Consider the following 26,979-nt stretch of genomic DNA (forward strand, 5'->3'; position numbering starts at 1 on the left):
TTGTTTTAGATTACTTACTTTTTTTAATTACTTCCTAGATTGATATTTCCGTATTCACAGTTTATGGATACTTTGTTAGTTCCACTCTTCTTACAATACCCTTTATACTGGGCACTGGTATTCTTTATATTCTTTTGGGTAAAGTTGAGCCCTTTGTACCCGTTAAGGTTACCGTATTCGAGAGAAAAATCAAAGTCAAAACTAAAGTTTTCACTCATGTTGATATTTACATTGGTATACGTACTGTTTATGGTAACTGTCTCGACGCTTGCTGCAATGTTCTTGATATCTACATTGCCATAATTAGAATTAAGATACAGAGACTTGTTAATGGTGCCAAAACGCAATCCTACATAATCTCCTGAAACATTCACCCTGTTTGCTGACTTGATTTTTACATCACCATATTCAGCGTTAAGTGAAATATCTTTTACATCGTCAATACTAAAATTGGTATAAGAGCTTTTTGCATTAACCGTATTGGCCTTGGCAATGTTTACTCCTGAGTATTCACATTTAATATCAACGTTATTGATATAGGTTATGCTACTGCCGTCGCAATACTCCATGTTAATATAGTTTGAACCGTTGTTAAGTTCGCCTGCATTAATATTGCCGTACTGGCATTTAAGCTGAGAGGCTCCGTTAATGGTACCCAGTGTTATGCCACCATACTGGTTTTTAAGCGTTATAGCACCTTTACGTGGTATTTTAATGGTATAGTTAATTTCTATACTGGTTCCAGATCCTGAACCCTCTATTTGGGTTTTGCACGAAACCAGGCCTTTTGTGGCATTAAGGGCTACATCAATACCGTTAAGCCTTTTGTTTACCTTGTCTTCGTTATTGCCCGATACTTTTATAACAACATCTACACTGGTTTTGTTTTCGTCCCAGGTGGTAACATATATATTTCCGTATTGGTTGTTTACTTCAAGTCCGGCATCTGCATTAACAAGGTATACCTTCTGTATTTTTTTTTCCTTGGTGTACTTCCCTTTAACTTCTCGTGTAACAAAACTGCAAAGAGGGATAATAAGGAGTACAGCCATCAATTTAAGTGGTAGCGTTTTCATGGTAGTCTTCTTTAATTTTTTTGATATTTTCTATACGGGTAAGCACATCTTCTAAAAACGAAATACGTGTTTGTAAATTGGTAATCATAGCATGTATAAGCTGTTTGCTTTCACCTTTTTGTATAAGTTCCTGCGTAAGCTTATCATAGTCCTGCTCGAGTTTTTTCATCTGCACTAAGGCATCCTGTACAATCATTTGGGTTTCGGGGCTTTTTTCCTTTTCTACCTTAGCCAGTTCTTTTTCAATAATGGCGGCAAAGTAGGTTTGGGTTTCCTGTACCTTAGGCGATACAGTAGCCACCTGCTGATTGTTGTTACCGTTTGCATCTTCGTTGTACACATTAAAAATCCCGAACAATATAAGTACGGCAGCGGCAATAGGCAGCAGTATAAGAATAGGCGAATGCTTTTTCTTTTTACCGTCAAGCCTGTCTAAAAAACGCTGTTGGTGTCCCAGTACAGGCTCGTGGTTGTCCCACTGGCCTTCCAGGCGTTTAAAGAGTTCGTTTAAATTTTTATCCTCATTCATGGTGTTGTAATTTTTTAAGCAGACTTTCCTTAGCCCTGCTTATGGTTGTCCGGCAATTGCCGGGCGTTATCTGCATTATCTCACTTATCTCTTCATTATCGTACCCTTCTATAAAAAGCAGGGTTAGTACTAACCGGTAATTTTCGTTTAAAGACTGTATGGCGCCCATTACCTGTTGCAGCTGCAGCTGCTGAAAATCCAGTTTTGCCTCTTCGCCGTCATCATTGTCTTCAAGTTTATATAACACATTATCTATAGGGTCCATAGCATCCCGGTTAAGTTTCTTGTAGTTATCGAGGCTGTGATTAACTACAATCTTTTTAAGCCAGGCGCCAAAGGCTACTTCACCTTTAAACGAATCGAGCTTTGTAAAAGCTTTTAAGAACGACTCCTGCATTACATCTTCGGCCCAATGTTCATCCTTTACTATGCGAAGTGCAGTATTGTACATGGCCCTATAATACATATTATAGACCTCAAACTGCGCATTACGGTTGCCCGCCCTGCATAGTGTAATCAGATGGTTGATATCAGAGGTTGTTCTTTCCAACTTTTGTTGCCCGGTTTATTATAATGACTGATAGCTTTTTAAATTGTTACAGTTGGCCAAAAAAAATATCACCTTAAAAGTACTGTTTTTTATTGAGGGCTTATTTTTCCTGTTAATTTTAGATTGCGGCTAATTTGATTTTCCCTTATATTTACAGGGTAATCATCTCAAATTTATACCATGAAGAAAATTATTGTAGTGGCTGCATTGTTTGCGGCTAATTTTTTAAGTGCACAGGCATTTAACGGAAAAGGAGATACTAAACTGCAAATAGGGGCCACACTTCAGGATGGCGGAAGCGGTATTGCCGGCACTGTAGATTTTGGTCTTGGCGATAATCTTTCTTTTGGTTTTCAGGCGGGTTATATGCTGGGTGCCGATGAGATACTGGGAGAGAAAGCCGATTTTGTAGACAGGGTAGATGCTAAAGTGCGCCTTAATGCTAACTTAAGCGACGTAATAGGTTTAGAGCAGCTTGATGTTTATCCGGGGCTTAACCTTGGCATCCATAATTTTGGGGCTCATTTAGGTTTCCGTTATTTCTTTACTGACGGATTCGGACTTTACACTGAATCATCTATACCAATTGCGACTTACAAAAGCAGTCCAGAAGGTTTTGATAAATACAACAATCAGTTTATATGGCAAATAGGGGCTTCGTTTAATTTATAAAAACAACTAACTATAATAAAAGGCAGTCTGTTTGGCTGCCTTTTTTATGATAAATGATATCTCAATGCTCACACCTCCAGTAAAATGTAAGTTATAAATTGATGGAAAAACTTGATTTAAATAAAATAGAGGAAATAACCAACAAAGCTACTAAAGGACCCTGGAAATCTTTTAGAGAAGGAAGGGATCATACTAGCGGAAGTAGTTTTATAATGACTGGAGTTGATGGTGAAAGAGGATATGATATTGAACTTGATATGATGAGAGAAGAAGATCAGGATTTTATAGCTATGGCTCGAAATGTAATTCCTGAATTGATAGATGAAGTAAAAAGATTGCAAGATATTTTGAAATCAAACTCTATTAAATTTTGGTAACTATATACAATATTGCACTAAGTTTTAAATTAAAAATCCCTCCTGTTAAAGAGGGATTACTTTTTTACTTATCTTTAATTTGCTTTCTGTTGCCCAACACTTGATAAACGAAGAAGGTCAAGTGGTGAACCTGAATCACCTTTTATTATTAATCGCCTAAAATTAACAGAAAAATGGCTGCAACAGGAAACAAACAAAAGAAATTCACACGTGTTTATCGTCAAAACCTTTCACAAGGTCGAGATTATTACATGAGAAGTATGCCTACTAAACGAAAGTGTAAGTAGGAGGATTATTAAGGGGTGTGGCGATACGCCCCTTTCTTATTTTGGTTTAGCTTTCATAAACTGAACCATTGTTTTGTCAAAATCTGTCATGTCTTCTATATCTTCTGCCCGAATTGTATTTACATAAACCCCGCCTATAGGAAGACTTTTTATTTTATCGGGTGGAAATTTCTTTTCGGGGAACAAGTCTTTTATTTCAAGTACATCAAAATAAAGCTCGTTCTCATGTACCGCATATCTCACGTTGAGTTTTATTAATTGTGATGATTTTAATTTCATGCTATTAAGTCTTTGTACTTTAATCTTACTGTTGAGTTCAAAAATAAGTAATTAAAGCGTTCGTTGTTTGTCATTCCTCTTAAATTGAAACGATAAACATGCTCGTCACAGTATCTGAATAAATGTTTTCTGCTCCACCAATTGTAAATTAAGCCACATATTTCCATATAAAACCTCCTGCTGTTTTTATTTTGCCGCTGCAACACATTCCTATATTACTGTGCCTGATATTACACTCCTCAGATGCATCTTTTATAGACAGGAATGTTTTAACAATCTCCATATTAACATTGTATTGTATAACTGCTTTTTTGTTTCTCTCTTGTGCTATAATAGTAGCTTTTTTGATTGCTTCTTTATTTGCTGAATTGTTATCCCAAGCATGTCTCATGTTTTCCTTATTAGTCATCCATTCAAGATTTTCTATTCTATTATCCGTTCTGATAAGGTTTATATGATTCACTTGTGGTTTATTATTAGGATTCGGAATAAATGCTTCAGCAATTAATCTATGCACCATGGCTATAAACGACTTACCTTCTTTCATTAAATGCACTCTGTAATATCCATATTTTGATAATAAGGGGGTCATTAATTTCTCTTTGATTGTCCTATATCCTGTCTTTGACCGTGAGGATTTAACTTTTCTCTCTACGCTTTTAACTCGTCCTAAATTACTTATTTGGTAACACCCTTCATAATTTAAAACATCTCTCCAGATTTCATTTTCTAAATATTCAATCATTTAAAACTAATTGTTTGTATTTCAATCTTACTTTTATATTTCGTAATAGGTATTCAAATCTTTCTGAATTAGATTTTGCTCTAGTGTTAAACCTAAATGCAAATTCGTCACAATATCTATGTATGTGCTTCCTTGACCACCAATTGTAAATCCCATTAAATCCGCGTTTCATAATTCCCCAAAAACTCTCCATTGAATTTGAATGTATTTCGGGGTTGTCATAGTCTACATATTGCTTTTTGCCGTGGTCTACTACATGGTGGTCAAAATAATTATCCAATCCTTTATACCCGTGCCATTCATCAGAAATTAAAGTGGCATGTTTTTCTACAACTTCTTTTAAGAATGGTTGTATAACTTCTCTTTTAGTATTTACAGTTACTCTTAATTTTACTTTGCTGTTTGTTATCTGTACTTTCTTGCCGTTTATTATTTCTGTTTCGCCTCTTTGTAACACCCCTGTCACTGCTGTTTTATCCTTCCAGCTTCTGCCTTGTGATGCCTGTACCTTTTTATCCTTGTGTCGGTTTTTATTCTTACCTCCAAAAAATGTTTCGTCCGTTTCACATATAGAGATGTCAGAAAACTTTTCATCGGTGGTGTTCTCTATGTTAAAAGCTGCCCTTATTCTATGTGCTAAAAACCAAGCCGACTTTTGTGTTATTCCTAACTGCTGTGCTAAATTTACAGAGGACAACCCTTTCTTTGAAGAGGTCAAAAGCCACACCCCAATAAACCACTTTTGTAAAGGTATTTTTGTACCCTCCATAAAAGTACCAGTTAGAATATTGAACCTCTTGTTAAGTACACTGTCTTTATAATAGTTATTAGCACATTTATAAACCTTATGTTCTGCATTATAAGGACTGACAGGAGTGCCCGACCACATAAGATTTTCTAAATAATCTATACAATGCTGTTCCGTTGGGAAAGCCTGTAATAAGTCGAGAATTGATTTAATGTTGGTGTTAAACATGACATTTAAACGGTTATGAATTACACTTTAAATATAAGAATAATATTTCAATTTAGTGCAACTATCTACTATGTAAATTGTGTTAAATTTTCACTTATATTTACATAAATCAATAAGTTATGGCAAAATATATTTTAACCATTTATCAAAGCGACTCTGATAAAAAGTGGAGGTGGAGAGCTAATTCTAAGGCTAACGGTAAAATTGTAGGTTCATCAGGTCAGGGCTTCACTACTAAATATAGTGCAAAAAGAAATGCAGGTTTAAATGGTTTTACGGAATAAAACCCACCACAATTTCACCTCTTTTATTTTGGTCTGCTAATTTTTGAGCTTCTTCAAACGAGGTACTAAAAACACTCGCTCCATATAATTCCCCGTCTATATAATATTCGGTAACATATTCTTTTATCTTCATTTATAATGTTTTATGCAAAAATACTATTCAATTTTCACTAATACAAAAAGATAAAATTTATATTTATAATTAGAAGTCTATTAAATCCTTTACAGGTATATTTAATGCAGAAGCTATTTTAATCAATGTACGGATAGTAGTATTTATTTCAGCTCTTTCTATTCGTCCGATTTGAGATTTAGGAATATTACAATCATTGGCTAAATCTTCTTGTGAAAGATTATTTTCCTCTCTGAAATGCTTTATTTTATTACCGAGTTCGATTAAGTATTTCTCCTCTGAAATATTCATATTCCAAAGGTCACTACAAATATTTTTTAGACTGGAAGCATATATGCGTCTGAAATAGTTATATTTGAAAAATTTTTAAACCTTACAATTATGAAAAAGTTCTTATTAATATTAACTATCTTCCAATTTTATTGGGTTTACTCTCAAAGCCCAGAAGCAGGTATGTTTCTAACTCTTTCCGTTGAAAAATCAACTTACAACTATCAAACTAAAAGATTTGAAGGAATGGGGTCTATTGAAACGCGCACTGGAGAAAAAGCTTTCAAAATTTCTCAATATACAATCCTTATGCTTAATGATGGTTGGTTAGGTAAAGATTATAAAACAACAACTACTTACAAAGTCAATTCTCGAAGTAGAGTAAACCAAACAAACGAAGTTTCAATATATGAATATCTAACACCTCATGGCTGTAAGTTTCTTATTTATGTTAGTAATTCAGATTATAATATGGCTATAATTGAAATTTATGAAAACTATTTTAATGGTGTCTATAATAATTTAACGTCTTATGTTGTTCAAAGATTTTACATATAAACAATCAATATTCTTTGTTCTATTAATTGGTTCTATTGGATATATAATTTATCTAAATATTCAAGTTAAAGATTTAACAGATAGTGTAGATGACCTATATTATCAATTAAATGAGTTAAGTTCAAAAGTAGACGACTTAGAAAAATCTTTAGATGAAAAAGTTACTTCAACACAAATAGATGAATGGTACTATAAAGAAAAAATAGACTTGCAAAGACGTGAGATTGAAGCCTCAAACAATCGAGCTTTTAAACATACAACTTACTATGGACTAATTGAAGGTACGAAATACGAAGACTACATAATTCAGTCAGAATATAGTGATTATAAAAATCCTGACTTGAGTAAAGTGGTAGTATACGTAGAAGGAACCGACAATGTTATAGATTATTTAATACATCTTTCTGGTCAATCATATTTTTATTACTTAAAGGATAGAATATGAAACTCCTAATCCTTTTTATATCGCTTTCTCTTTCATGCTTCGCTCAAGCTGATACTTTCACAGTTGACTGTACCACTTATTACATTAACCGTTGTTATTCTCATGGCGGAAATATGGTAAAAAGAAGCTATCAGAATAAAAAGGAATTTCTTAAATTACACAATCTAACCCACACCCCAAAAGGGTATGAGATAGACCATATAATCCCCTTATCGCAAGGTGGCACAGACTGTCCTGATAATATGCAATTATTGACTATAGCCGAGCATAGAAAAAAGACAGCCTGTGAAGCTAAAAGTAAATCAACTAAAACCAATTAATATGACAGAAGAACAAGCAGAAAGAATTATTGAACTATTAGAGAAAATAGTTTTACAAACTGAAAGTTTAGAAACTCCTTATACAATGAGTGATATTTGTACAAGATTAGTTTATATCGAATCAGCAATAGGAAGATTAGAAAAGAATTAATACTTACAGATTTTTTCAGCCTCATCGCTTATCTTTTTAATTATTTGCCGGATTTCAAAGTAAGACATTCCTTTTAAATGAGTTAATAACTCGCTTACTTTTAAGTCTAATATATCATTTTCCATAATTTCAAAAATTAAAAATGCCCTTATAGGGCGGTTAAACATTTATTATTAAATTTGCACACCGATTGCAATTAAGGTAAGGTGTGGTTGCAATAGTTTTAAGACGGGGCGATATATTCACTCCGTCTTTTTTCTTAAACGATTTGTTACAGTAATGTTCTTTTCTTCACCTTTCTTAGCTTCTTTGGTGCAGGTTTCATTAAATCTTCTGATTTACCGTTAAACAAGTCTCTGAAACAAATCAAAATAATACCTATAACGTTAATTGTGGTTGTTGTAATGAGCGTGTTTAGTACACCATCGCTAAAACATAGACGAGTGTTATTATATAAAAGAACGACAGCGACAAAACCTAGCCATAGTGATACAATAACAGCTGCCCAATAAGACATTTGCTTTCTTAGTGTTGTATTTGTATCAAACCTATTCTTTTTCGATGCTTCAAAATCCGCTTTCATTATCTTGCTATCATATTCGCTTTTGCGAATTTCCCCTTGAGTAGGAGCATCTTCAATTTGAAACGGTATTGCAGCTAAGTTTTCGTCAAAACTACTCATCTATTTATTATCTTTCGATTTATCTAATTTTTCTTTATAGTGGTTATAAATTGTATCATCATCTAAAATAGAATTACACCCTTTACAATAAACCTCTTGCCAAGGAGTATTTTCTTGATGGGTTAATGCACTCAAATAGACGCCATCATACCTACCATATATATTCCATATCCTATCTAAAAACTTAGCATCCCTTTCAGAAACATGCTCTTTAACTGGAGTAGGGATTTTAGTTTTAATATTGAAATCTGTATAATTCCTTTTTAGGTCTGAATAAAGAGAGGGAAAAACTGGCCCCATGTCCCAAGCTACAGGTTTTTCACTGAGTAACTTCTCTTTATTTTCAGTTACCGCTAAAAACCATCCATATGCTATATAAGTCAACTTTAGTAATTTCATCGGAGTAAGTTGACCATTTTTGCCGTACTTATCGATGAAATAATTTGCTACAGATGTTGGTGAATATGGCATAATACTTTCTACTTTTGATTTATTTAACAAACTTAATAAATAAATCCATAAAGATTTTAGTCGCATTACTAAAATAAAAAACCGTCTATAAAAGACGGCTCAATCATTATATTTTCCATAATTTCATTTAGTGCAATATTGTATATAGTTACCTAAATTTTAATGTCTATAAGGGCATTTATATATTCCTTAATGCTGTTGCAAGCATCCCGCTCACGCTGGCTGGGGAATATGAAGTTATTGAGTAATAATATTTGTACAATATGGAGTATAATTATAAAAAGAATGTCCTTGTTAAGCTATTTTATATAGTTTGTGTAATCAGTTTAGTCTCGTGTATGGATGAGGAGAATGGTAACTACGACCTCAAAATTTTATCAAGAGGACCGGGAACTTGTGTCGATTTATTATTGTATAACAAATCTGGTGAAGGTAAACTAATCAGAGGGAGGACTAAGGATTTTTATAAATCTGATTTTAAGGATTTTGATAGGATTGATATTGATACTGTATTTAAAATCAAATTTGCTGAAGATTTAAATGCTATTAATCAAAAGCTTGATAGTATTGAAGGAACGGATTTGGTGACAGGGAAATTTGCACACGATGGCAAGCACACTGAAATTTATGTAAACAATCAGAAAAAAATAGATGTCTACGGATTTAGAAATGAAGAGTTAATTTATATCTATTTAAAGTTTTTTAATTCTCTGCCTTATGATATTAATACATTTTGTGAGAGTGATCAGTTAAACTGATTATACAACAATTAGTGAGATTGTATATTCGCGCTAGCTGTTAGTAACTATAGTATTAATCTGGAAATATTCTTTTAATTTGCTCTTGTGGAAGATATTTCAGCGCATTATCAAATTTTCCTGTCCAGGTATTATCAGGAACATATTCTTCAAGAATAATGTCATCAAAATAGCTTATATATAGTTTTGAATCAAAATCAATGTAAAACTGTAAAAGAATATCTGGATCATATTTTTTAAGATTTACACTATCCGGATCAAGCTTAAATTCATCTATTGCTTTAAAAAAAAGCCTCTTCCTGTCCGCTGGGTACATTTAAAACATTATCCCTAAATACATACTCTGTATTATCAATGGTACCGGGGTCGTATGAGGCCACATTAAGAACCCAATATATTACAGGCATCAGGAAAAATATATATTCATCCTTATATTTGGTACAACCGAGTATATAGCTGTGGTCAAGTTCTTGCTGTATATTTCTGCCCATTTTTATTAATTTAAAATTATAATCCTAAACTTTTTTGATGCAGTATTATTTCTTCAGGTGTTGAAGGGTTGTTTCTTATGTATACTGCCAATAGATATAACTTTAAAGAGCGTTTGTTAAGTTTGTCTTTAAATTTCGTTTCGTTATCTCCTAACTCATAATATAGATTTTCAAACAGGCATGCATCCAGCATATTATCTATGGTGTCGTTTTTAAGGTTAGCCAGATCATTAAAAAAATCAAAAGCAGGGGAGGGGTCCTGAGTATCTATAGCTTCAATTGTATTGACTACAAATGTTTCAAAATCAATATACATATCAGTAATTTCACCTCGATCAATTGCTTTATGTATTCGTTGTGTGAGGTTGGTAATTTCTGACATAACCGACATTGTAATGACCTGATTTTATCAATTAAAAAACCTGTAAAACAGTACTATAACTAAAAAAGAAGCCAGGTTTACCAAAGCTATTGCTTTTAGACCTGTAAAATTTCTATTCTTAATTATATTAAATACCCAGTATACCAAGGCTACCAAAATAATAAGGAGTGAAGGTATAGTGAACAGCTCCAGTAAGAATGTGTAAGCCATAGTATTTGTGCTATTGGTTAAGTTTAAAATAAACATCACTCCAAAATAGAACAGGGTGGCAATACTCGCTATGTATATAATTTTTTTAAATTGTTTCATGTTTTTATGTTGTAAAACAATAGTAATTAAAGATTGTTTAATCAGCGTTTAAACAATCTATAAAATCCTTATATCTTATAATATGTGGTGCAAAGCCCGGAAGTTCGATAGAAATATAATCGGCTTTCAGGTTTTTATTTAATGTTATATAACCATTGTCATTTGTATTACCCAGAAGCTTTTCCCGTTTAAATTTCATTTCCTCCTTATAGGGTTTCAAAATATGACTGCTTATACCGCTAAGCGTTAGGGTATCGTTAGAATTTTCTATTAAATACACTTTAAGAGTAAATTCTGTTTCTGTTGCATTAATCAGTTCCACATAAAGATCCTCGTTACCCAGTTCAATACCCTGAATGATATATTCGCCCTTTAGATAATAGGAGTCGGGTTCAGAATTTTTTTTCAGGCATTCCTGTTTTGAACCAATTACGGTTGTTAACAGGAAAAACAAATAATACATCATGTGGTTGATTTTTCAGGATGAAATATACAAAAAAAGCTACCCAAAGAGCAGCTTTTTATATTATGAAAACAGGATAATTATTATTCCTGCATTGTATGATACACGTTCATTACGTCGTCGTCTTCCTCAATTTTTTCAAGAAGCTTTTCAACGTCTGCCTGTTGTTCTTCGGTAAGTTCTTTTGTTACCTGAGGAATCCTGTCAAACCCAGATGAAAGGATTTCAAGGCCACGGCTTTCAAGTTCTTTTTGTATAGCGCCAAAACTTTCAAAAGGAGCATACATCATGATACCGTCTTCATCGGCAAAAATTTCCTCAACGCCAAAGTCGATCATCTCAAGCTCAAGCTCTTCTACATCCTGACCTTCTGCCGGAATACGGAAGTTACAGGTGTGGTCGAACATAAACTCAACCGAACCCTGAGTACCCATAGTACCGTTACATTTATTAAAGTAACTGCGTATGTTAGCTACTGTACGGTTATTGTTATCGGTAGCTGTTTCTATAAGGATAGCGATACCATGTGGTGCATAGCCTTCAAATAATACCTCTTTAAAGTTAGCGGTATCTTTATCACTTGCTTTTTTAATTGCCCTTTCAACATTGTCTTTAGGCATGTTTGCCGCTTTGGCATTTTGTATAACTGCTCTTAAACGTGCATTGGTTTCCGGGTTAGGGCCACCTTCCTTAACGGCAATTACTATATCTTTTCCAATTCTTGTAAACGTTTTGGCCATTGCCGACCAACGTTTCATTTTTCTGGCTTTTCTAAATTCAAACGCTCTTCCCATATATTATTTTATTTGGAGGAACAAAAATAAACTTATTCGGTGTTTTTCCAAAATCTAAATGGAACAGTTTTACAAAAATCAGGGGATATAGTTACCTGTTTTCTAAATTATAAAGGTCGGTAAGTATGTTTACAGCCTCTTTAATGTATAAATTGTTTTTTACGAGCTTAACCCGGTGTTCGTTTGTATTGCTTAAAAAATCGTCATACATAATGCGCTGATAGGTATCGCGTGGTGTTGCCACATGAGGGTTTTGAACTTTATCTTCAAAAACACTTATGCTTTTCCAAATGCTGTCCATAGTGTGTACATCGTTAAACACTCCGTCAAAATTAAGGGCAACGGGATCTTTATCGTCCTTGTACAGTTTGTTTATCTTTTGGTTTACTGAGAGAATATCATTAAAATCTGTATCGTTTATTACCCTTTCTTCACTTAGTGTTACTGCCTGTTTAAAAAAGCGCCTGTTCTCTTTATGGAATCTAACCCTGAATTTTATACTGTCGTTGGGTAGTGCGTTGGCTTCAGTTTTTTCACGCGGCAAAAATTCATCCAGATAGGAGGGGAGTTCTATATCAGGCTCAATACCTATATACTGACTGCTTTTACCAGTAATACGGTAAAACTTGTCTATGGTTACTTTTACAAAATCGGTAGGGTCTTTTTCCTGAAGTTGGTAAATGGTTTGCATGGTGGCTTTACCCATAGTGGTATTGCCTGCTATAATGGCGCGCCCGTAATCCTGCATTACACCTGTAAAGAATTCGCTTGCCGAGGCCGAAAACCCGTTTACGAGTATTACAAGAGGTCCGTCATATATGGTGCCGCGCATGTAGTCTTTAATAACCTTGCTGGTCTTATTCTTATCGGTTACTATGCAAACGGGTCCAAAGTCTATAAACATACCTGCCAGTTTGGTAACCTCATCCATAGAGCCGCCACCGTTAAACTGAAGGTCTATTATAAGTCCGTTTATGTTTTCTCCCCTAAGCTTTAAAACCTCTTTTGCCACATCATCGGCACTACCGTGATAGTTTTTATCGTCTATAGCGGTATAAAAACTAGGTATCTTTATATAACCCATAGGCAGGGTATCACCTATAACAAAGCTGTATACGGCATTATCTTCAGTACGCATTACTTTTTTTTCAAGATCTACGCTGTAAACTGTTCCGTCGTTTTTGCGCAGGGTAAGTTGTACGGTTTTGTAGGCATCGCTAAATACAATGTTGGTAATTGTTTCTATTGAGGCACAGGTAACGGCATATTCCCTATTTTCGGAAGCCAGTTTAAGTATCTGGTCGCCCTTATCTATTTTCTGGGTTTTATACGCCGGACCGCCGGGAACAACTTCCTGTACTATTATTTCCTCATTCTCGTTTTGGCTGACATAAATGCCCAGCGAATAATTTTCATCTGACACAGTAGATAGGAAAGCCGCCTTGTCGTTGTAATTAAAGTAATTGGTATGCGGATCGAAGTAACTGCAAAAAGCAGCATAAAACTTATGGTATATAACCTTATCAAGCCCTTCTTCCGGATTTAGCAGCCCTTCGGCACGACACAGGTAGGCATCAATAATTTTAGCCTTTGCGGCAACCTGCAGGCTGCGTATTTGTGCTTTAAGGGAATCTTTATCCTTACTGAGTTTGGCAATATCTTCCAGTACATCATAAGTGATTTTCTTTCGGATAAGCTTTTTAAGCTGTTCCTTTTCGGTACGGTACGGAAAATAATTTTTGGAGTAATAGATAGAATCGGTACTATTCAGGTCTAAATCCTCATGATTTATTTCGTTTATAATATCTATGTTCCGTTCCAGTGCTTTTTTATAGGTAACTACAAAATCGGTAAAAAAGGCACAGTTCCCCTCAGTAATATACTCGTCAATGTTGTACTCGTGTTTGGCAAGCAAATCCCTGTCCTCCTTAAGGAACAGGATACGGTTATCATCCAGGTCACGCATTACCCTATTAAACACATAAGCCGACAGGCTATCGTCTGTCGGCTTAGGTTTAAAGTGTTCGCTTTTTAAAAGCTCGTTTATATTGTAAAACACACCGCAGGCCTGCTCATGGTTTTGTGCTCCCACCAGTAATGGAAGAAAACAGGCTATTGCGTATATGTTTTTCATAGGCCTCTACTTTTTGTAGAAAGGAAGCTTCACTACTTTAGCAGCAATGTCGTTCTTCCTTATCCTGATGTATATCTCGCTGTCCGGAGCAGCATAGGCAGTTGGCACATAGCCTAACCCGATACCTTTACCTAATGAAGGCGCCATAGTACCCGATGTAACTATACCTATTACATTACCGTCTTTGTCTACAATTTCATAGTCGTGTCTTGGTATACCTCTTTCGGTTAACTCAAAACCAACAAGTTTTCTGCTAACACCTTCTTCTTTTTGCTTTTTGATAGCTTCGCTGTTAGTGAAATCTTTAGTGAACTTAGTGATCCATCCAAGGCCTGCCTCAATTGGCGAAGTGGTATCGTTAATATCGTTACCGTATAGGCAAAAGCCCATTTCAAGCCTTAAAGTGTCGCGAGCAGCAAGACCAATTGGCTTAATGCCATAAGCAGCTCCTGCCTCAAACACCCTGTTCCAAACTTGTTCAATATCGGAATTTTTTACGTAAATTTCAAATCCTCCGCTACCTGTATATCCTGTTGCAGAAACAATTACATCGCTAACACCAGCAAAATCGGCTACTTCGAAGTGATAATATTTTATTTCAGAAAGGTTTACAGAAGTTAAAGACTGCATCGCTTCGGCAGCTTTAGGCCCCTGGATAGCAAGTAATGAATACTCATCAGAAGCATTAACCATAGTAGCACCCATATCGTTTTTAGAAGAAATCCAGTTCCAGTCTTTCTCAATGTTTGATGCGTTTACCACTAAAAGATATTTTTCCTCACCCATTTTGTATACAATAAGGTCGTCTACAATACCACCGTTCTCGTTAGGAAGGCATGAGTACTGAGCACGTCCTACAGTTAGGGTAGAGGCATCGTTTGTTGTAACTTTTTGAATTAGGTCAAGTGCTTTTGGCCCGGTAATAAAGAATTCACCCATGTGAGATACATCAAAAACACCAACACCGTTTCTTACGGTTTCGTGTTCTGCATTTACCCCTTCATATTGTACAGGCATATTGTAACCTGCAAATGGTACCATTTTAGCCCCAAGGCCTTCGTGTATGTGCGTTAGCGCAGTATTTTTCATCTAGAATATTAATATAGTTTCAACGCCGCTAATTTATTGAAAAAAACGCACTAATAGCGATTGATTTTCAGGAAATACAAATTATTTCACAAATTTTAGCTTCGTTCTTAAAAGATTATGTAGCGGGAGTTATAATACACGTTAAATATTTGTTGCCTCCACCTTCTATGTAAAAGCATTATTATAAATTTACTTAGTAAAAGTAGTACAAACAACACCATAAATCATGAAAATTTTTGACGTTGCAGCAAACAGGGAAGCCGACAGGGTTACTGTAGAAAAGCAGGGAATTACCTACTACGAACTTATGGAAAGGGCAGGTAACGAAGTATTCCTTTGGCTAAAGCGCAACTTTCCTGATAAGGAGACACTGTTTCATGTTATATGCGGGCAGGGTAATAACGGTGGTGACGGACTTGTAGTGGCGCGACTGCTGTATGAATCTAAATACAGGGTGGTACTTGATATACTGGAAGATGCCGGAAAACCCACTCCCGATTTTACCGCTAACCTAAAACGTATTAATAAGGAAGGTATAAAATACAACAATAAGCAAATAGATACTTATGGCGATGGTAAACTGGTAGTTGTAGATGCTATTTTTGGTATTGGCCTTAGCCGTGAGCCCCAAGGTATGGTGAAGGAGATGATAGAAAAGATAAACCACAGTAATGCCTACGTGGTTTCTATAGATGTGCCATCGGGCGTATTTATGGACAGAAAAACCGAATTTGCCGTAAAAAGCGACGCTGTACTTACTTTTCAGCAGCCCAAGCTGTCATTTTATCTGGCAGATAATTATAAATACATTAAGCATGTTGAAATACTGGATATAGGTCTGGATAAAGATTTTATACACAGTGTGGAAACCAACTTTTACCTAACCGATCATCTGGCAGCACACAAACGCTATCGTCCTGTAGATGTATTTACACATAAGGGTAAGCAGGGGCATGCATTATTGATAGGTGGGAGTTATGGAAAGATAGGGGCGGTATGCCTTTCTGCCAAGGCAGCATTAATCTCGGGGTGCGGACTGGTAACAGCTTACCTGCCTAAATGCGGGTATACCATAATACAGTCGGTTTTTCCCGAAGCGATGGCTATTACCGACGGAGAGGAGCATATTACCCATATCAATTTTGACTTTGAACCCAAAGCTATAGGTATTGGCCCCGGCTTAGGGCAGCATCCCGAAACCCAAAAGGCTTTTCATGATTTTTTAAATAGATACAAACACCAGTTAGTTATAGATGCCGACGGATTAAATATACTTTCCTATAATAAGGAGTGGTTAGGGCTATTGCCAGAAGATGCAATACTTACCCCGCACCCTAAAGAACTGGAAAGGCTTATGGGAAGCTGGAGCGACGGTTTTGATAAGATTGAAAAGATGATAGCCTTTAGTAAAAAGCACAATGTGGTGCTGGTAGCTAAGGATGCCCGTACTCAGGTTGTGTATAAAGATTATGTATATATAAATGCCTCTGGTAATGCGGCACTGGCAACAGGCGGAAGCGGCGATGTGCTTACGGGTATCATTACCGGAATGCTGGCTCAGGGATATGATGCAGTAGATGCAGCAGTGTTTGGTGTATACCTTCACGGACTCACTGCCGATATTGCCGTTCCCGAAACAGGAATGCAGGCTTTTACAGCTTCGATGATACTGGATTATATAGGAAAAGCCTATCATAAAATCGAAGCAGATCATCCTTAATATTGAAAAGTTGACAAAAATCTTGTTTTTTATCTAAGGTTTAGTGAATTTTGGGGCTTCAATCAAACTGATAAATGGAAACAATACATTATATAAGCAGTGACCTGCTTTCTATTGAAGTCGTAAATGAAATTATAACTCAGGGTAAAAAACTGGAACTTAGCGAAGAAGCCAGGGCTAATATAGAAAAATGCCGTACTTACCTTGATGAGAAAATGAAATCGCACAGCGACCCAATTTATGGTATTAATACCGGCTTCGGTTCGCTTTATAATGTAAAGATCTCTAACGAAAACTTATCGCAGTTACAGGAAAACCTTGTAAAATCGCATGCCTGCGGAACAGGGGAGGAAGTGCCTGGTGAGATTGTAAAAATTATGCTTCTTTTAAAAATACAGTCTTTAAGCTACGGACACTCTGGTGTGCAGCTTGAAACAGTAGAAAGGTTGGTAGATTTTTATAATAACGATATTTTACCTGTAGTTTACAATCAGGGTTCGTTAGGTGCTTCGGGCGACTTGGCTCCGTTAGCACATTTATCCCTGCCGCTTCTTGGAGAAGGAGAGGTTTATATGGATGGTTTCCGTCAGCCGGCACAAAAAGTGCTTGACAAAATGGGGTGGAAGCCTATCGTTTTAAAATCTAAAGAAGGATTGGCATTACTAAACGGTACTCAGTTTATGAGTTCGTATGGTATATATGTATTACTTAAGTCAGTTAAATATTCTTATTTAGCCGACGTAATTGGGGCTATATCTTTAGAAGGTTTTGACGGAAGGATAGAACCTTTTAATGAGCTTATTCACATGATACGCCCTCATAAGGGGCAAATCGTTACTGCTAGGCGTTACAATGAACTTCTTGAGGATAGTGAGATTATAGCACAGGCTAAAAAGCACGTACAGGATCCGTATTCTTTCCGTTGTATCCCACAGGTACATGGTGCTACTAAGGATACCATAGACTATGTAAAGAAAGTTTTCAGAACCGAAATCAACTCGGTTACCGATAACCCTAATATATTTATTGAAAGCGATCAGATCATTTCGGGAGGTAACTTCCACGGGCAGCCGTTGGCACTAACGCTTGACTTTTTAGGTATAGCGCTTGCCGAACTGGGAAGTATTTCTGAAAGAAGGACGTATCAACTTATCTCCGGCCTTCGCGGATTACCTCCGTTCCTAGTATCTAACCCCGGGCTTAATTCAGGTTTTATGATTCCGCAGTATACTGCTGCAAGTATCGTGAGCCAGAACAAACAGCTTTGTACTCCTGCAAGTGCCGATAGTATAGTATCGAGCAACGGACAGGAAGACCACGTGAGTATGGGAGCTAATGCAGCTACAAAAGCATTAAGGATTATTGAGAACCTGGAGCGCATACTTGCCATAGAGCTTATGAACGCTTCTCAGGCTATAGCGTTTAGAAGGCCGCTTAAATCGAGTGAGTTTATAGAAATGTTCCTAAAATCTTACAGGGAAGAAGTTCCTCTTGTGGAGAACGACAGGATACTGCACTACGATATCGAGAACACGATAGCTTTCTTAAACAACCTGCAAATAGACGAAACAGTATTTGAATAATAAAAAAGCCTCCGGATAAGGAGGCTTTTTTGTTTAATTAATCGGTAAGTGTTATTTCCATGAACATTTTGGCATAACCGTTTGCTGTTTTAGGATTTGGCATCCAGGTACCGTTTTTATAAGACCATCCTTCCATGGTTTCTGTTGCTTCACAAAGAATAGGAGGGCCGTAGCCATACATATGTGCAGGATATGAATCGTTGTCACCTGTTAGAGAAAGCCTATTCTCTTTTATTGTAAGGTATTCAACTACAATAAATAAGCCCTCTTCCGGAATTTTAATTGGAATTTTAGAGAAATCAACTTCAGCATATTTCTGCTTTTTGTCAACGGTTACTAAAATATTTTCTCCATAAAGATAATCGCCGGGACTTCCGTCAGGTTTTACAGAACATAGCCTTATATTGAAAGTATATTTCTTTTGGGCATCAACTTTTAATCTTACTTTATCAAGATAAGGGGTAGTATTATATTCCGGGTTGAACGGTATATATCGTGCGTGAAGTAGTGAGCCATTCATTCCGCCGCCGGAGCCACTCCATGTCTTTTTAGCTTTTTTAGTTTTTATAGTTAATGAGTTTTCTTTTTTTCTTGATCCAATTACTACTTCATTAAGTGCTATAGGCTTTGATTCAAGATAAATAGTATCCTGCATTTCAGATGCTTTTAATGAGGCTGCATCATAACCTACAGCACTAAAGCGAACTGTTTTAGACGGATCACTTTTAGGTAATCTAAACCCTCCGTTTTCATCGGCGTTAAACTCTATTTTTTCATCAGATACCGATATGTTTACATAGGGCACAGGTTCTTTGGATTCTTTATCTAATATAGTTTTCGTTTGTCCAAAAGCACTTATCGAGAATAGTGCTGTGAGAAAAAGTAAAAGTTTACCGTTCATATTTTTTTATTGCAATGTAGAATAAAAATACCCATTTATGGGTATTTTTTTTTGAGGTTAACCAATGGAACTTTGTAGTTGCAGGTTTTTTTATAAAAAACGGGTAATGAGTGATTTATCCTTAAGAATTTTCAATAGTTAGTTTTTGGATAAATCATTGTTAAAAATTCAAAAAACAACTTAAAAAGGGACTTTTTTTTGTAGGAAAAATAAATAAAATGTAAAAAAAGCCTTTATAAAGCAAAGTTAATTAAATCTTAAAATAAAATCATAAAATACTATATATTAGCTGTTTAAAACTAAATAAAAATTGCTTATGAAAATATAATTACTTACAAACCAAAAACAGATTTGAATATTTATTAAGCGAATATTCAGCATGAACCAATCTTTTACTTCAAACCCCTATTTATGATTTCAAAAAAATTACTAAACCTGGCGTTAACCTTTTTTGCAGTATTTGCATATCAGGCCGCCTTTTCTCAATGTGCCAATCAGGGTACAGACCCCTCGCAGGATTTTGACTGTGACGGTGTAATTAACAGTATTGACCTTGATGATGATAACGACGGTATCCTTGATACTGATGAATGTAATTTAACGTTAGCAGAAACAACTTTTAATTTGTTTGCTCCACCAAACTATTATTCTCCTAATGAAACATGGAATATAGTTATCTCGGGTGAAACCGGAACTAATATTTCGTTTCTTGGGTCTAATTACACTATCCCGGCTTCACAAACTTTGGTTATTAATGTTACGGGCGGGCAGATACCGGATGTAGCTAATAATACGGTAGAATCCGGGAAAAGCCTTTTGTTAACTGCAGATTTGCCTGTAACTATTATACATGAATTAACAGGAGATTTTGTAAGTGATTCATGGGTAGTGTTGCCAGAAAAAATATGGGGAAATAATTACAGATTATTCTCTTATACTTCGGGTTTAAATGCAGATAACAATCAATATGCAATTATTTACAGTGCTACAGATAATAATAATGTATTAGTTAAAGATAAGACTGGCGCTATACAAAAAAATATTACCCTTAATGCAGGACAAACCTATCTGCAAACAGCCGGAGCAACAGATATGACCGGATGGACTGTAGAGTCTACATATAATGTAGGGGTTATTGTAGGTGTTAAATGTGCTAATTCGGGTATAGATTATTGCGATAATATAGATGAGATGTTGTTGCCTACAAATTTATTAGGTACAAAATTTTATATTTCTAACAGTGCCAGTAATACCACATATGTAATGGCTGACGCCAATAATACTACAGTTACACTAAATGGCAGTGTGGTAACAACATTGGCAAACGCAGGAGATGTTTATTCATTTAATGTTTCGGCTAGCGCACTTAATGTGGTAGAAACCAGTAATAGTGCAACTGTATGGCAGTTAAGCCCTAATAATACAGATCCTGCATGGCAGTTAGTGCTAGACGAAAGCAAAGCGGTAAAAAGCTTTAATTTCTCTATCCCAACTTCTATGACTATTTCAAATGTACTTGCATTGATAGTACCTACTGCGAGTACGTCCCTTGTACTTTATAACGGAAACCCTGTAACGGGATGGACGCCTTATCCAAGTCATCCTAATATTTCGTATGCTGAGGTTAGTGGAATAGCAGCAGGAACTGCTATTAATGTTACGTCAACAACGGGTAATGTACCTATTTTATCTTCTTATACAGGTATAGGAGATTATATTACAAACTCAACAGCACCTTCTATAGGAAACTTTAGTGTAGAAGACGGATCGCAAAGCTTTGCCGATTGCGGAGATACAGATAATGATGGTTTCCTTGATTATATGGACTTAGATAGCGATGGCGATGGTTGTAGTGATGCTAATGAAGCATACGGCCTTGCAGATGCCGACGGTAACGATGGGGATATGTATTTTGGAGTTGGTACTGTTGCCGTAAATCCTGACGGTACGGTCATAGGTGCTTCTTATGCAGGTACAAATAATAATGTTGTTTCGGTAGGTTCTGAAAGTACAATAGATACTCAACCTACAGAGCAAACAGGTATAATAGCTGCTAATGCTACATTTAGCGTTGCTGTTTCAGGAGGATCAGGAACTACAAACTACCAATGGCAGGAAAGTACTGATAATGGTACTACTTGGGCAGATATTACAGATGGTGGTGTATACAGTAATGCTACTACTAATGCCCTTACCATAACAGGTGTTACAGCATTAATGGACGGATATCATTATAGGGTTGTAATTACACAATCTGATTTTATTTGTGCGAATGTTATATCAGACGCTGCCAATCTTTGTGTAGTATCACAGGCAACAGCTGCTGTAGATTATAGCAATAATACATGTAATATAGTTACTGTAACAGGTAATGTTCCTGTACTTGGTACAGGTATGTGGAGCGTGATTACAGGTACAGGCGGTGCCTTTACTCTTGATACCGATGCGGTAACTACTTTTACGGGTACACCTGGCGCAACCTATGTTTTAAGATGGACCATAACTAACGGAAGCTGCTTTACAGAAGGTGACGTAACGGTAAATCTTCCGGCTCCGCCAGCTCTTTCAATAGGATCTCAGGTTGATGTACTTTGTAACGGACAATCAACAGGTGAAGCTACTGTAGGTGTTACCGGAGGTTTAGCTCCGTATACTTATTTATGGAGTAACGGACAGACTACAGCTACCGCAACCGGACTGGCAGCGGGTAACTATACTGTTACTGTAACGGATGCTAACGGATGTTCGGCAACTCAGGACTTTACTATAAATGAACCTACTGCACTTAATGTTTCGTCAACTCAGGTTAATGTACTATGTAATGGTGCAGCAACAGGTGAGGCTGCACTAACAGTAACAGGAGGTGTTGCTCCTTATACTTATTTATGGAGTGACGGACAAACTACAGCTACTGCAACAGGACTTGTGGCAGGAGATTACAGTGTTATAGTAACCGATGATAACGGATGTACTTATAACGAAGACTTTACTATTGATGAGCCGGATGCTATTACGGCAACACCAAATACCAACCAGGTAGATGTACTTTGTAATGGTGATGCAACCGGTGAAGCTACTATAGTAGTTACAGGCGGTATGGCTCCGTATTCTTACTTATGGAATGATGGTCAAACAACAGCTACTGCAACAGGACTTGCGGCAGGACTTTATTCGGTAGAAGTAACCGATGATAATGGCTGTGTGTTTAACTATGACTTTACAATTAACGAACCTGCTGCATTAGCAATTGCGGCTTCACAAACCGATGCTTTATGTTATGGTGCTTCAACAGGTACTGCTTCAGTAGTGGTATCAGGAGGTGTTAGCCCTTATACATACGAATGGAGTAACGGTGAAACTACAGATGCTATTTCAGATATTCCTTCGGGAGATTACTATGTAACCGTTACCGATGATAACGGATGTACCTTAGTACAAAACTTTACCATAAACGAACCTACTGAAATGAATGTATTGGTAGATCAGGTAGATATATTATGTAATGGTGCTGCGACGGGTGAGGCTACTGTAACAGTATCAGGTGGTGTTGGCCCGTATACTTATTTATGGAGTGACGGACAAACTACAGCTACCGCAACAGGGCTTGTGGCAGGTATATATTACGTAACCATAACTGATGATAACGGTTGTACTTTTAATCAGGAGTTTGGTTTTGGGGAGCCTGACGCAATTACTGCTACACCTAATACAACACAGTCGGATGTTCTTTGTAACGGAGAATCCAATGGTGAGGCTACCATAGCAGTAACAGGCGGTGTTGATCCGTATACTTATTTATGGAGTGACGGACAGACTACAGCTACTGCAACAGGGCTGGCAGCCGGTCCTTACTCTGTTGAGGTAACCGATGCTAACGGTTGTATATTTAATTATGACTTTACAATAAACGAACCAGCCCTGTTAACGGGTGCTGCTACACAGGCCGATGTACTGTGTAACGGTAACGCTACAGGTACTGCTACAATTACGGTTTCGGGTGGTGTTGCTCCATATACTTATGCATGGAGTAACGGACAAACAACTGCTACGGCTACTGCACTTGCTGCAGGCGATTACAGCGTGGTTGTAACCGACACTAACGGATGTACTATAACTCAGGATTATACAATTACAGAGCCTACATTACTTACAACTACTTCAAGTGGTGTGAATATAACATGTTATAATGCGGCAAACGGATCGGCTACGGTAGTTGCTGCGGGTGGTGTAACCCCGTATACTTATTTATGGAGTAATGGTGAAACTACTTCAACCATATCAAACCTTACCCCAGGAGCTTATACAGCTACGGTTACCGATGCTCACGGATGTACATCTGCATCTACAGTTATTATAACCCAGCCACAAGTATTAACGGGTTACATAGCACAAACTAATGTGGCTTGTAATGGAGGCGGTAACGGTGCTGCTACTATTAACGTAAATGGTGGTACGGCTCCGTATACTTATGTTTGGAATACAGGTTCTACGGCTCAAACAATAGCAGGGCTTTCGGCAGGTAGTTACAGTGTAACCATTACCGATGCTAACGGATGCCAACTGGTAAGAAATGCAACTATAACTCAGCCTTCACCATTATTTATTGCTGCGGGTCAGGTAAACCCAACCTGTGTAAGCTCTAATAACGGTACGGCAAGCGTTACGGCTTACGGAGGTACTGCACCATATACTTACTTATGGTCTACAGGTGCTACCACTACAACAATTTCTAACCTGGCAGCAGGTAGTTATACTGTTTTTGTAACCGATGCTCACGGATGTACAGAAAACAGTGTAGTAAACATTCAGGGACTTCCGGCTGCATCTATAACAGCTCAACCAGCTGATGAACTTGCTGTTAACGACGGTAATGCTCACTTTGTGGCTACAGTTGCCAATGCGCTTACTTACCAATGGCAGGAAAGCGTAGACGGTGGTGTTACATGGAATAATGTGGTTAACGGAGGTGTAAACCCAACTTACATGGGAGCGCAAACCAATACACTTGTTTTGGTACATATTCCTTTAAGCCATAACGGACGCACATATAGGGTTATAATTAACGGAGTAATAGGCTGTACTCAAACAACCCAGCCTGCTTTACTGACTGTAACCAATAATATTTGGGCAACCGATGACGACTTTACGAACAATCCTGTTTACACAGGAAACGGAGGTATAGCCGGAAACATATTTGATAACGATACATTTAACGGAGGTTCTGTAAGCGGAGCAGACGTTACTGTAAGTATTGTTAATGATGGCGGACTTACAGGTGTATCTATTGATGCCGATGGTAATTTAATAGTGCCGGTAGGGGCAACTCCGGGTACTTATGTGGTAGTTTATGAGATTTGTAATACCGATGTAACAACAAGTTGCGATACGGCCGAAGTTACGGTTGTAGTTTCTTCAGTATTAGGGATAGAAGACTTTACAGTTATAAAACCGGAAGTATATCCTAATCCTGCTACTACAGAAGTGTTTATCAAACTTCCTGAAAATACTTATACAGAGGGTATGCATTTAGCTATTTACGACCTTAACGGAAGGCTGGTTAAACAACAGGTAATTACATCTGAACTTACAAGGGTAGATATTGAGGCGCTTGAAGCAGCCGAGTATATACTTACCATTGCTACAGAACAGGGTACTGTTTCTAAGAGGATAGTAAAGAGAAGATAATAAACTCTTACAAATAAAAAATCCCCACGTGAAAGCGTGGGGATTTTTGTTTATAGACGTTTTGTATTTTGTAGTTGTTTTATTTAGAAGCGGTAATCTCCTTTTTTACTTTGGCAGGAAGCTTATCAAATACCAGCTGATATGCAGCAGGAAGATATTTTTCCCATTCTTTTTTAGTGAAGCGGTTAATGTCGTCTGCCTGTACCCATTTGTAGCGGGCAAGGTATGGGGCAGGGATAATGCCTTCACGTTGGGTAAGCTCCTCAAAATCATCAGCAGATACCTTAAATGATGCGTTGTGAGGAACGCTGTCTGGTGAGGTGATAAGAAACATCTTTTCTCCTACATTAAAGCAAAGGTGGTCTTCCCATTTAATATCATAGGTTACACCGGGTAATGTCGCACAAATATTTTGAAGTTCTTCTATTGTCATTAATGCAAATCAATTAATATAAGTTCATCATTATTTACTTTAGAAACTTTGTATTTCTTTTTTACAGGCAGGCCTCTAACTAAGGTTTCCATTTCTATTGTTGTACTGTTTATCCAGTTCCATTTACCAATTACCTGAGTTTTTGTCTCTTTAGCTGTAGCATCTTTTTTAGTAGTGGTCCCGCAGTATGTAAAATTATTTACGATAACAACATCCCCGTTAGCTTTAAGTTCAAAAATCTCTTCGCCGCTTATTAGATGATCAAGAGCTGAAAACATATGCACATCGGCATAAATATTATCCAATTGCCATACTTTTTCAATAGCTTTATTTTGCGCAAATACTATAGCAGATATAGCTAAAAATATAATAGTGAATAAGGTGTGTTTTTTCATAATAAAATTATTTATCAATAAGGCTTAGCCATTGTTTTATAACAGTTTGCAGCGCTTGTTTTTTAACCTCCAGATCAGCTTTATTTTTAATGGTAACCATACGGCGGCCATCTGTATAATTTCCTTCCAGTATTCCTGTAGTGTCATTAATAGTGGCACCGGTGGGGAAAACAAGCATTACATCACCGTTTTTCCTCAAATTATATACCACAAGATCCCTTTTGTATTCTTTTGCGTCAAATTCCTTCATTTCACCAGTGTAGTAAAAGGCAGGGGAGTTCCATTTTATATGTTCGCCTATCTCGTTATCGGTTTCCAGTATAGCCTCACGAATGGCCTGCATGGTTTGTGCAGTTTCGGTTTCCATTTTAGTTATATGACTGGTTACCTGTTCGGTTGGTGATGGTTTAGACATGGTTTTATTTTTTATGTTCGTGTTTTAATAGAGAGTACATAACGGAGTCTTCCATTTTACCGTCAACATTATAATGTTCGCGTAGTGTACCTTCTAATTTAAAATTAAAATTCTTTAAAATTTTAAGTGATGCTGTGTTATAAGTTGCTGTTAATGCCTCAACACGATGCAGGTTCATTTTCTCAAAGCCATAATCCAATACTGCCTTTACGGCTTCACTCATAAGACCCTTTTGCTTGTAATTGTCATAAAAAAGTCCATAGCCCAGTTCGGCCCTGTCGTGAAAAGGATACCAGGTGTGAAAGCCGCATCCGCCTATAACCTTTCCGTTTTCCTTATTAATTAGCTGAAAATTTATAAAGCTTCGGTTATAGGTTTGCAGTCCCTTTTGGTATTTTTCCTTTTCTTTTTCAAGTGATTCAAAATCCGCAAGGCCTAAAAAATCGATAATGGAATTATCGTCCATAGTAGTGAAAACCTGCTCCATGACCAGCGGAGTAAGCTTTCTGAGACGTAGTCTCTGCGTTTCAAGGATTTCCATATTGGGTGGTGATTACATTATTCTTAAACTACCCCAAGTTATGGATTTTTTTCTTTCAGATTAACTTATTGATCCTTTCGA

Annotated in this window: 35 protein-coding genes; 11 read left to right on the top strand and 24 right to left on the bottom strand. The window is 36.7% G+C overall.

Annotated elements, in window-relative coordinates; all coding sequences use genetic code 11:
- Window positions 1-23: 23 nt before the first annotated feature.
- Genes FUA48_RS12280 through FUA48_RS12290 form a run of 3 tightly spaced genes read right to left on the bottom strand, consistent with a single transcriptional unit; the run spans window position 24 to window position 2,155 of the window.
- The gene (locus tag FUA48_RS12280; protein WP_147583798.1) at window positions 24-1,076 is read right to left on the bottom strand and encodes a DUF4097 domain-containing protein; all 1,053 of its coding nucleotides are present in this window, start codon (window positions 1,074-1,076) and stop codon (window positions 24-26) included.
- A complete protein-coding gene (locus tag FUA48_RS12285) occupies window positions 1,057-1,605 on the bottom strand; it encodes a hypothetical protein (protein ID WP_147583799.1) in 549 nt (182 codons plus the stop codon). The genes FUA48_RS12280 and FUA48_RS12285 overlap by 20 nt, the downstream gene beginning before the upstream one ends.
- On the bottom strand, window positions 1,598-2,155 hold the full coding sequence (locus FUA48_RS12290) for an RNA polymerase sigma factor (protein WP_147583800.1): 558 nt from the start codon (window positions 2,153-2,155) through the stop codon (window positions 1,598-1,600). Before FUA48_RS12290 ends, FUA48_RS12285 begins: the two co-directional genes overlap by 8 nt.
- A gap of 180 nt (window positions 2,156-2,335) precedes the next feature.
- On the opposite strand from FUA48_RS12290, the gene FUA48_RS12295 reads away from it, so the two are divergent.
- Both FUA48_RS12295 and FUA48_RS12300 read left to right on the top strand, forming a co-directional pair.
- Window positions 2,336-2,827, top strand: coding sequence for a DUF6646 family protein (locus FUA48_RS12295; RefSeq protein ID WP_147583801.1), 492 nt, complete (start codon window positions 2,336-2,338; stop codon window positions 2,825-2,827).
- Window positions 2,828-2,928: 101 nt separating this feature from the next.
- On the top strand, window positions 2,929-3,204 hold the full coding sequence (locus FUA48_RS12300; protein WP_147583802.1) for a hypothetical protein: 276 nt from the start codon (window positions 2,929-2,931) through the stop codon (window positions 3,202-3,204).
- A gap of 323 nt (window positions 3,205-3,527) precedes the next feature.
- On the opposite strand, the gene FUA48_RS12305 is transcribed toward FUA48_RS12300, so the two are convergent.
- The 3 genes from FUA48_RS12305 to FUA48_RS12315 all read right to left on the bottom strand — a co-directional run bounded on the left by FUA48_RS12305 (window position 3,528) and on the right by FUA48_RS12315 (window position 5,491).
- Window positions 3,528-3,770, bottom strand: a complete 243-nt coding sequence (locus FUA48_RS12305; RefSeq protein ID WP_147583803.1) for a hypothetical protein — start codon at window positions 3,768-3,770, stop codon at window positions 3,528-3,530.
- A gap of 148 nt (window positions 3,771-3,918) precedes the next feature.
- Window positions 3,919-4,515: an NUMOD4 domain-containing protein gene (locus FUA48_RS12310; protein WP_147583804.1), complete on the bottom strand. Its 597-nt coding sequence runs from the start codon at window positions 4,513-4,515 to the stop codon at window positions 3,919-3,921.
- Entirely contained in the window at window positions 4,508-5,491 is a 984-nt protein-coding gene (locus FUA48_RS12315; protein ID WP_147583805.1) for an IS1595 family transposase, read from the bottom strand. Before FUA48_RS12315 ends, FUA48_RS12310 begins: the two co-directional genes overlap by 8 nt.
- Before the next feature lie 119 nt (window positions 5,492-5,610).
- On the opposite strand from FUA48_RS12315, the gene FUA48_RS18380 reads away from it, so the two are divergent.
- Window positions 5,611-5,775: a hypothetical protein gene (locus FUA48_RS18380; protein WP_168196980.1), complete on the top strand. Its 165-nt coding sequence runs from the start codon at window positions 5,611-5,613 to the stop codon at window positions 5,773-5,775.
- Here FUA48_RS18380 and FUA48_RS18385 read toward each other — a convergent pair.
- Both FUA48_RS18385 and FUA48_RS12320 read right to left on the bottom strand, forming a co-directional pair.
- The gene (locus tag FUA48_RS18385) at window positions 5,765-5,908 is read right to left on the bottom strand and encodes a hypothetical protein (protein WP_168196981.1); all 144 of its coding nucleotides are present in this window, start codon (window positions 5,906-5,908) and stop codon (window positions 5,765-5,767) included. The two genes, FUA48_RS18380 and FUA48_RS18385, sit on opposite strands and share 11 nt — an antisense overlap.
- A 69-nt stretch (window positions 5,909-5,977) precedes the next feature.
- Window positions 5,978-6,199: a helix-turn-helix domain-containing protein gene (locus tag FUA48_RS12320; protein WP_147583806.1), complete on the bottom strand. Its 222-nt coding sequence runs from the start codon at window positions 6,197-6,199 to the stop codon at window positions 5,978-5,980.
- Between the two features lie 90 nt (window positions 6,200-6,289).
- Here FUA48_RS12320 and FUA48_RS12325 point away from each other — a divergent pair, with 90 nt between their 5' ends.
- From FUA48_RS12325 to FUA48_RS18390, 4 genes are read left to right on the top strand one after another with little or no spacing between them, the layout of a single operon-like run.
- Entirely contained in the window at window positions 6,290-6,736 is a 447-nt protein-coding gene (locus FUA48_RS12325; RefSeq protein ID WP_147583807.1) for a hypothetical protein, read from the top strand.
- A complete protein-coding gene (locus FUA48_RS12330; RefSeq protein ID WP_147583808.1) occupies window positions 6,711-7,181 on the top strand; it encodes a hypothetical protein in 471 nt (156 codons plus the stop codon). The genes FUA48_RS12325 and FUA48_RS12330 overlap by 26 nt, the downstream gene beginning before the upstream one ends.
- A complete protein-coding gene (locus tag FUA48_RS18485) occupies window positions 7,178-7,501 on the top strand; it encodes an HNH endonuclease signature motif containing protein (RefSeq protein ID WP_205729407.1) in 324 nt (107 codons plus the stop codon). Before FUA48_RS12330 ends, FUA48_RS18485 begins: the two co-directional genes overlap by 4 nt.
- 1 nt (window position 7,502) lies before the next feature.
- On the top strand, window positions 7,503-7,652 hold the full coding sequence (locus tag FUA48_RS18390) for a hypothetical protein (RefSeq protein ID WP_168196982.1): 150 nt from the start codon (window positions 7,503-7,505) through the stop codon (window positions 7,650-7,652).
- Here FUA48_RS18390 and FUA48_RS18595 read toward each other — a convergent pair.
- The 3 genes from FUA48_RS18595 to FUA48_RS12345 form a co-directional block, all read right to left on the bottom strand.
- Window positions 7,649-7,777 carry a hypothetical protein gene (locus FUA48_RS18595; RefSeq protein WP_262712735.1) on the bottom strand — a complete coding sequence of 43 codons (129 nt, stop codon included), beginning with the start codon at window positions 7,775-7,777 and terminating at the stop codon, window positions 7,649-7,651. The two genes, FUA48_RS18390 and FUA48_RS18595, sit on opposite strands and share 4 nt — an antisense overlap.
- 146 nt (window positions 7,778-7,923) lie before the next feature.
- Window positions 7,924-8,334: a hypothetical protein gene (locus tag FUA48_RS12340; protein ID WP_147583809.1), complete on the bottom strand. Its 411-nt coding sequence runs from the start codon at window positions 8,332-8,334 to the stop codon at window positions 7,924-7,926.
- Entirely contained in the window at window positions 8,335-8,805 is a 471-nt protein-coding gene (locus FUA48_RS12345; RefSeq protein WP_147583810.1) for a Panacea domain-containing protein, read from the bottom strand.
- A 338-nt stretch (window positions 8,806-9,143) separates the two neighbouring features.
- On the opposite strand from FUA48_RS12345, the gene FUA48_RS12350 reads away from it, so the two are divergent.
- Window positions 9,144-9,563: a hypothetical protein gene (locus tag FUA48_RS12350; protein WP_147583811.1), complete on the top strand. Its 420-nt coding sequence runs from the start codon at window positions 9,144-9,146 to the stop codon at window positions 9,561-9,563.
- 55 nt (window positions 9,564-9,618) lie between these two features.
- Here FUA48_RS12350 and FUA48_RS12355 read toward each other — a convergent pair whose 3' ends face one another.
- The 8 genes from FUA48_RS12355 to gcvT all read right to left on the bottom strand — a co-directional run bounded on the left by FUA48_RS12355 (window position 9,619) and on the right by gcvT (window position 15,225).
- A complete protein-coding gene (locus tag FUA48_RS12355) occupies window positions 9,619-9,879 on the bottom strand; it encodes a hypothetical protein (protein ID WP_147583812.1) in 261 nt (86 codons plus the stop codon).
- Window positions 9,845-10,054 (bottom strand): hypothetical protein, encoded by a 210-nt coding sequence (locus FUA48_RS12360; protein WP_147583813.1) that lies wholly within the window; start codon window positions 10,052-10,054, stop codon window positions 9,845-9,847. Before FUA48_RS12360 ends, FUA48_RS12355 begins: the two co-directional genes overlap by 35 nt.
- A 16-nt stretch (window positions 10,055-10,070) precedes the next feature.
- Window positions 10,071-10,436: a hypothetical protein gene (locus tag FUA48_RS12365; RefSeq protein WP_147583814.1), complete on the bottom strand. Its 366-nt coding sequence runs from the start codon at window positions 10,434-10,436 to the stop codon at window positions 10,071-10,073.
- A gap of 27 nt (window positions 10,437-10,463) precedes the next feature.
- Window positions 10,464-10,745 carry a hypothetical protein gene (locus FUA48_RS12370; protein WP_147583815.1) on the bottom strand — a complete coding sequence of 94 codons (282 nt, stop codon included), beginning with the start codon at window positions 10,743-10,745 and terminating at the stop codon, window positions 10,464-10,466.
- A 37-nt stretch (window positions 10,746-10,782) separates the two neighbouring features.
- Window positions 10,783-11,211 carry a hypothetical protein gene (locus tag FUA48_RS12375; protein WP_147583816.1) on the bottom strand — a complete coding sequence of 143 codons (429 nt, stop codon included), beginning with the start codon at window positions 11,209-11,211 and terminating at the stop codon, window positions 10,783-10,785.
- Between the two features lie 80 nt (window positions 11,212-11,291).
- Window positions 11,292-12,002 (bottom strand): YebC/PmpR family DNA-binding transcriptional regulator, encoded by a 711-nt coding sequence (locus FUA48_RS12380; RefSeq protein ID WP_129751343.1) that lies wholly within the window; start codon window positions 12,000-12,002, stop codon window positions 11,292-11,294.
- 91 nt (window positions 12,003-12,093) lie between these two features.
- Window positions 12,094-14,136 carry a S41 family peptidase gene (locus FUA48_RS12385; protein ID WP_147583817.1) on the bottom strand — a complete coding sequence of 681 codons (2,043 nt, stop codon included), beginning with the start codon at window positions 14,134-14,136 and terminating at the stop codon, window positions 12,094-12,096.
- Between the two features lie 6 nt (window positions 14,137-14,142).
- Entirely contained in the window at window positions 14,143-15,225 is a 1,083-nt protein-coding gene (gene gcvT / locus FUA48_RS12390) for a glycine cleavage system aminomethyltransferase GcvT (protein ID WP_147583818.1), read from the bottom strand.
- A 226-nt stretch (window positions 15,226-15,451) separates the two neighbouring features.
- Between gcvT and FUA48_RS12395 the strand changes: the two genes are divergently transcribed.
- Complete coding sequence (locus tag FUA48_RS12395; RefSeq protein WP_147583819.1) at window positions 15,452-16,945, top strand: NAD(P)H-hydrate dehydratase; 1,494 nt, start codon at window positions 15,452-15,454, stop codon at window positions 16,943-16,945.
- 74 nt (window positions 16,946-17,019) lie between these two features.
- The gene (gene hutH / locus FUA48_RS12400; RefSeq protein ID WP_147583820.1) at window positions 17,020-18,528 is read left to right on the top strand and encodes a histidine ammonia-lyase; all 1,509 of its coding nucleotides are present in this window, start codon (window positions 17,020-17,022) and stop codon (window positions 18,526-18,528) included.
- A gap of 37 nt (window positions 18,529-18,565) precedes the next feature.
- Here hutH and FUA48_RS12405 read toward each other — a convergent pair whose 3' ends face one another.
- A complete protein-coding gene (locus FUA48_RS12405) occupies window positions 18,566-19,429 on the bottom strand; it encodes a carboxypeptidase-like regulatory domain-containing protein (protein ID WP_147583821.1) in 864 nt (287 codons plus the stop codon).
- Window positions 19,430-19,840: 411 nt separating this feature from the next.
- On the opposite strand from FUA48_RS12405, the gene FUA48_RS12410 reads away from it, so the two are divergent.
- Window positions 19,841-25,114, top strand: coding sequence for a T9SS type A sorting domain-containing protein (locus FUA48_RS12410; protein ID WP_147583822.1), 5,274 nt, complete (start codon window positions 19,841-19,843; stop codon window positions 25,112-25,114).
- Between the two features lie 79 nt (window positions 25,115-25,193).
- On the opposite strand, the gene FUA48_RS12415 is transcribed toward FUA48_RS12410, so the two are convergent.
- Genes FUA48_RS12415 through FUA48_RS12430 form a run of 4 tightly spaced genes read right to left on the bottom strand, consistent with a single transcriptional unit; the run spans window position 25,194 to window position 26,898 of the window.
- Window positions 25,194-25,547: an MmcQ/YjbR family DNA-binding protein gene (locus FUA48_RS12415; RefSeq protein WP_147583823.1), complete on the bottom strand. Its 354-nt coding sequence runs from the start codon at window positions 25,545-25,547 to the stop codon at window positions 25,194-25,196.
- Entirely contained in the window at window positions 25,547-25,942 is a 396-nt protein-coding gene (locus tag FUA48_RS12420) for a hypothetical protein (RefSeq protein ID WP_147583824.1), read from the bottom strand. The genes FUA48_RS12415 and FUA48_RS12420 overlap by 1 nt, the downstream gene beginning before the upstream one ends.
- A gap of 7 nt (window positions 25,943-25,949) precedes the next feature.
- Window positions 25,950-26,357, bottom strand: coding sequence for a DUF1801 domain-containing protein (locus tag FUA48_RS12425; protein WP_147583825.1), 408 nt, complete (start codon window positions 26,355-26,357; stop codon window positions 25,950-25,952).
- A 4-nt stretch (window positions 26,358-26,361) separates the two neighbouring features.
- Window positions 26,362-26,898: a GNAT family N-acetyltransferase gene (locus FUA48_RS12430; RefSeq protein ID WP_147583826.1), complete on the bottom strand. Its 537-nt coding sequence runs from the start codon at window positions 26,896-26,898 to the stop codon at window positions 26,362-26,364.
- Between the last annotated feature and the right edge of the window lie 81 nt (window positions 26,899-26,979).

It is taken from the genome of Flavobacterium alkalisoli, assembly GCF_008000935.1.
In the GTDB taxonomy this organism is placed as follows: Bacteria; Bacteroidota; Bacteroidia; order Flavobacteriales; family Flavobacteriaceae; genus Flavobacterium; species Flavobacterium alkalisoli.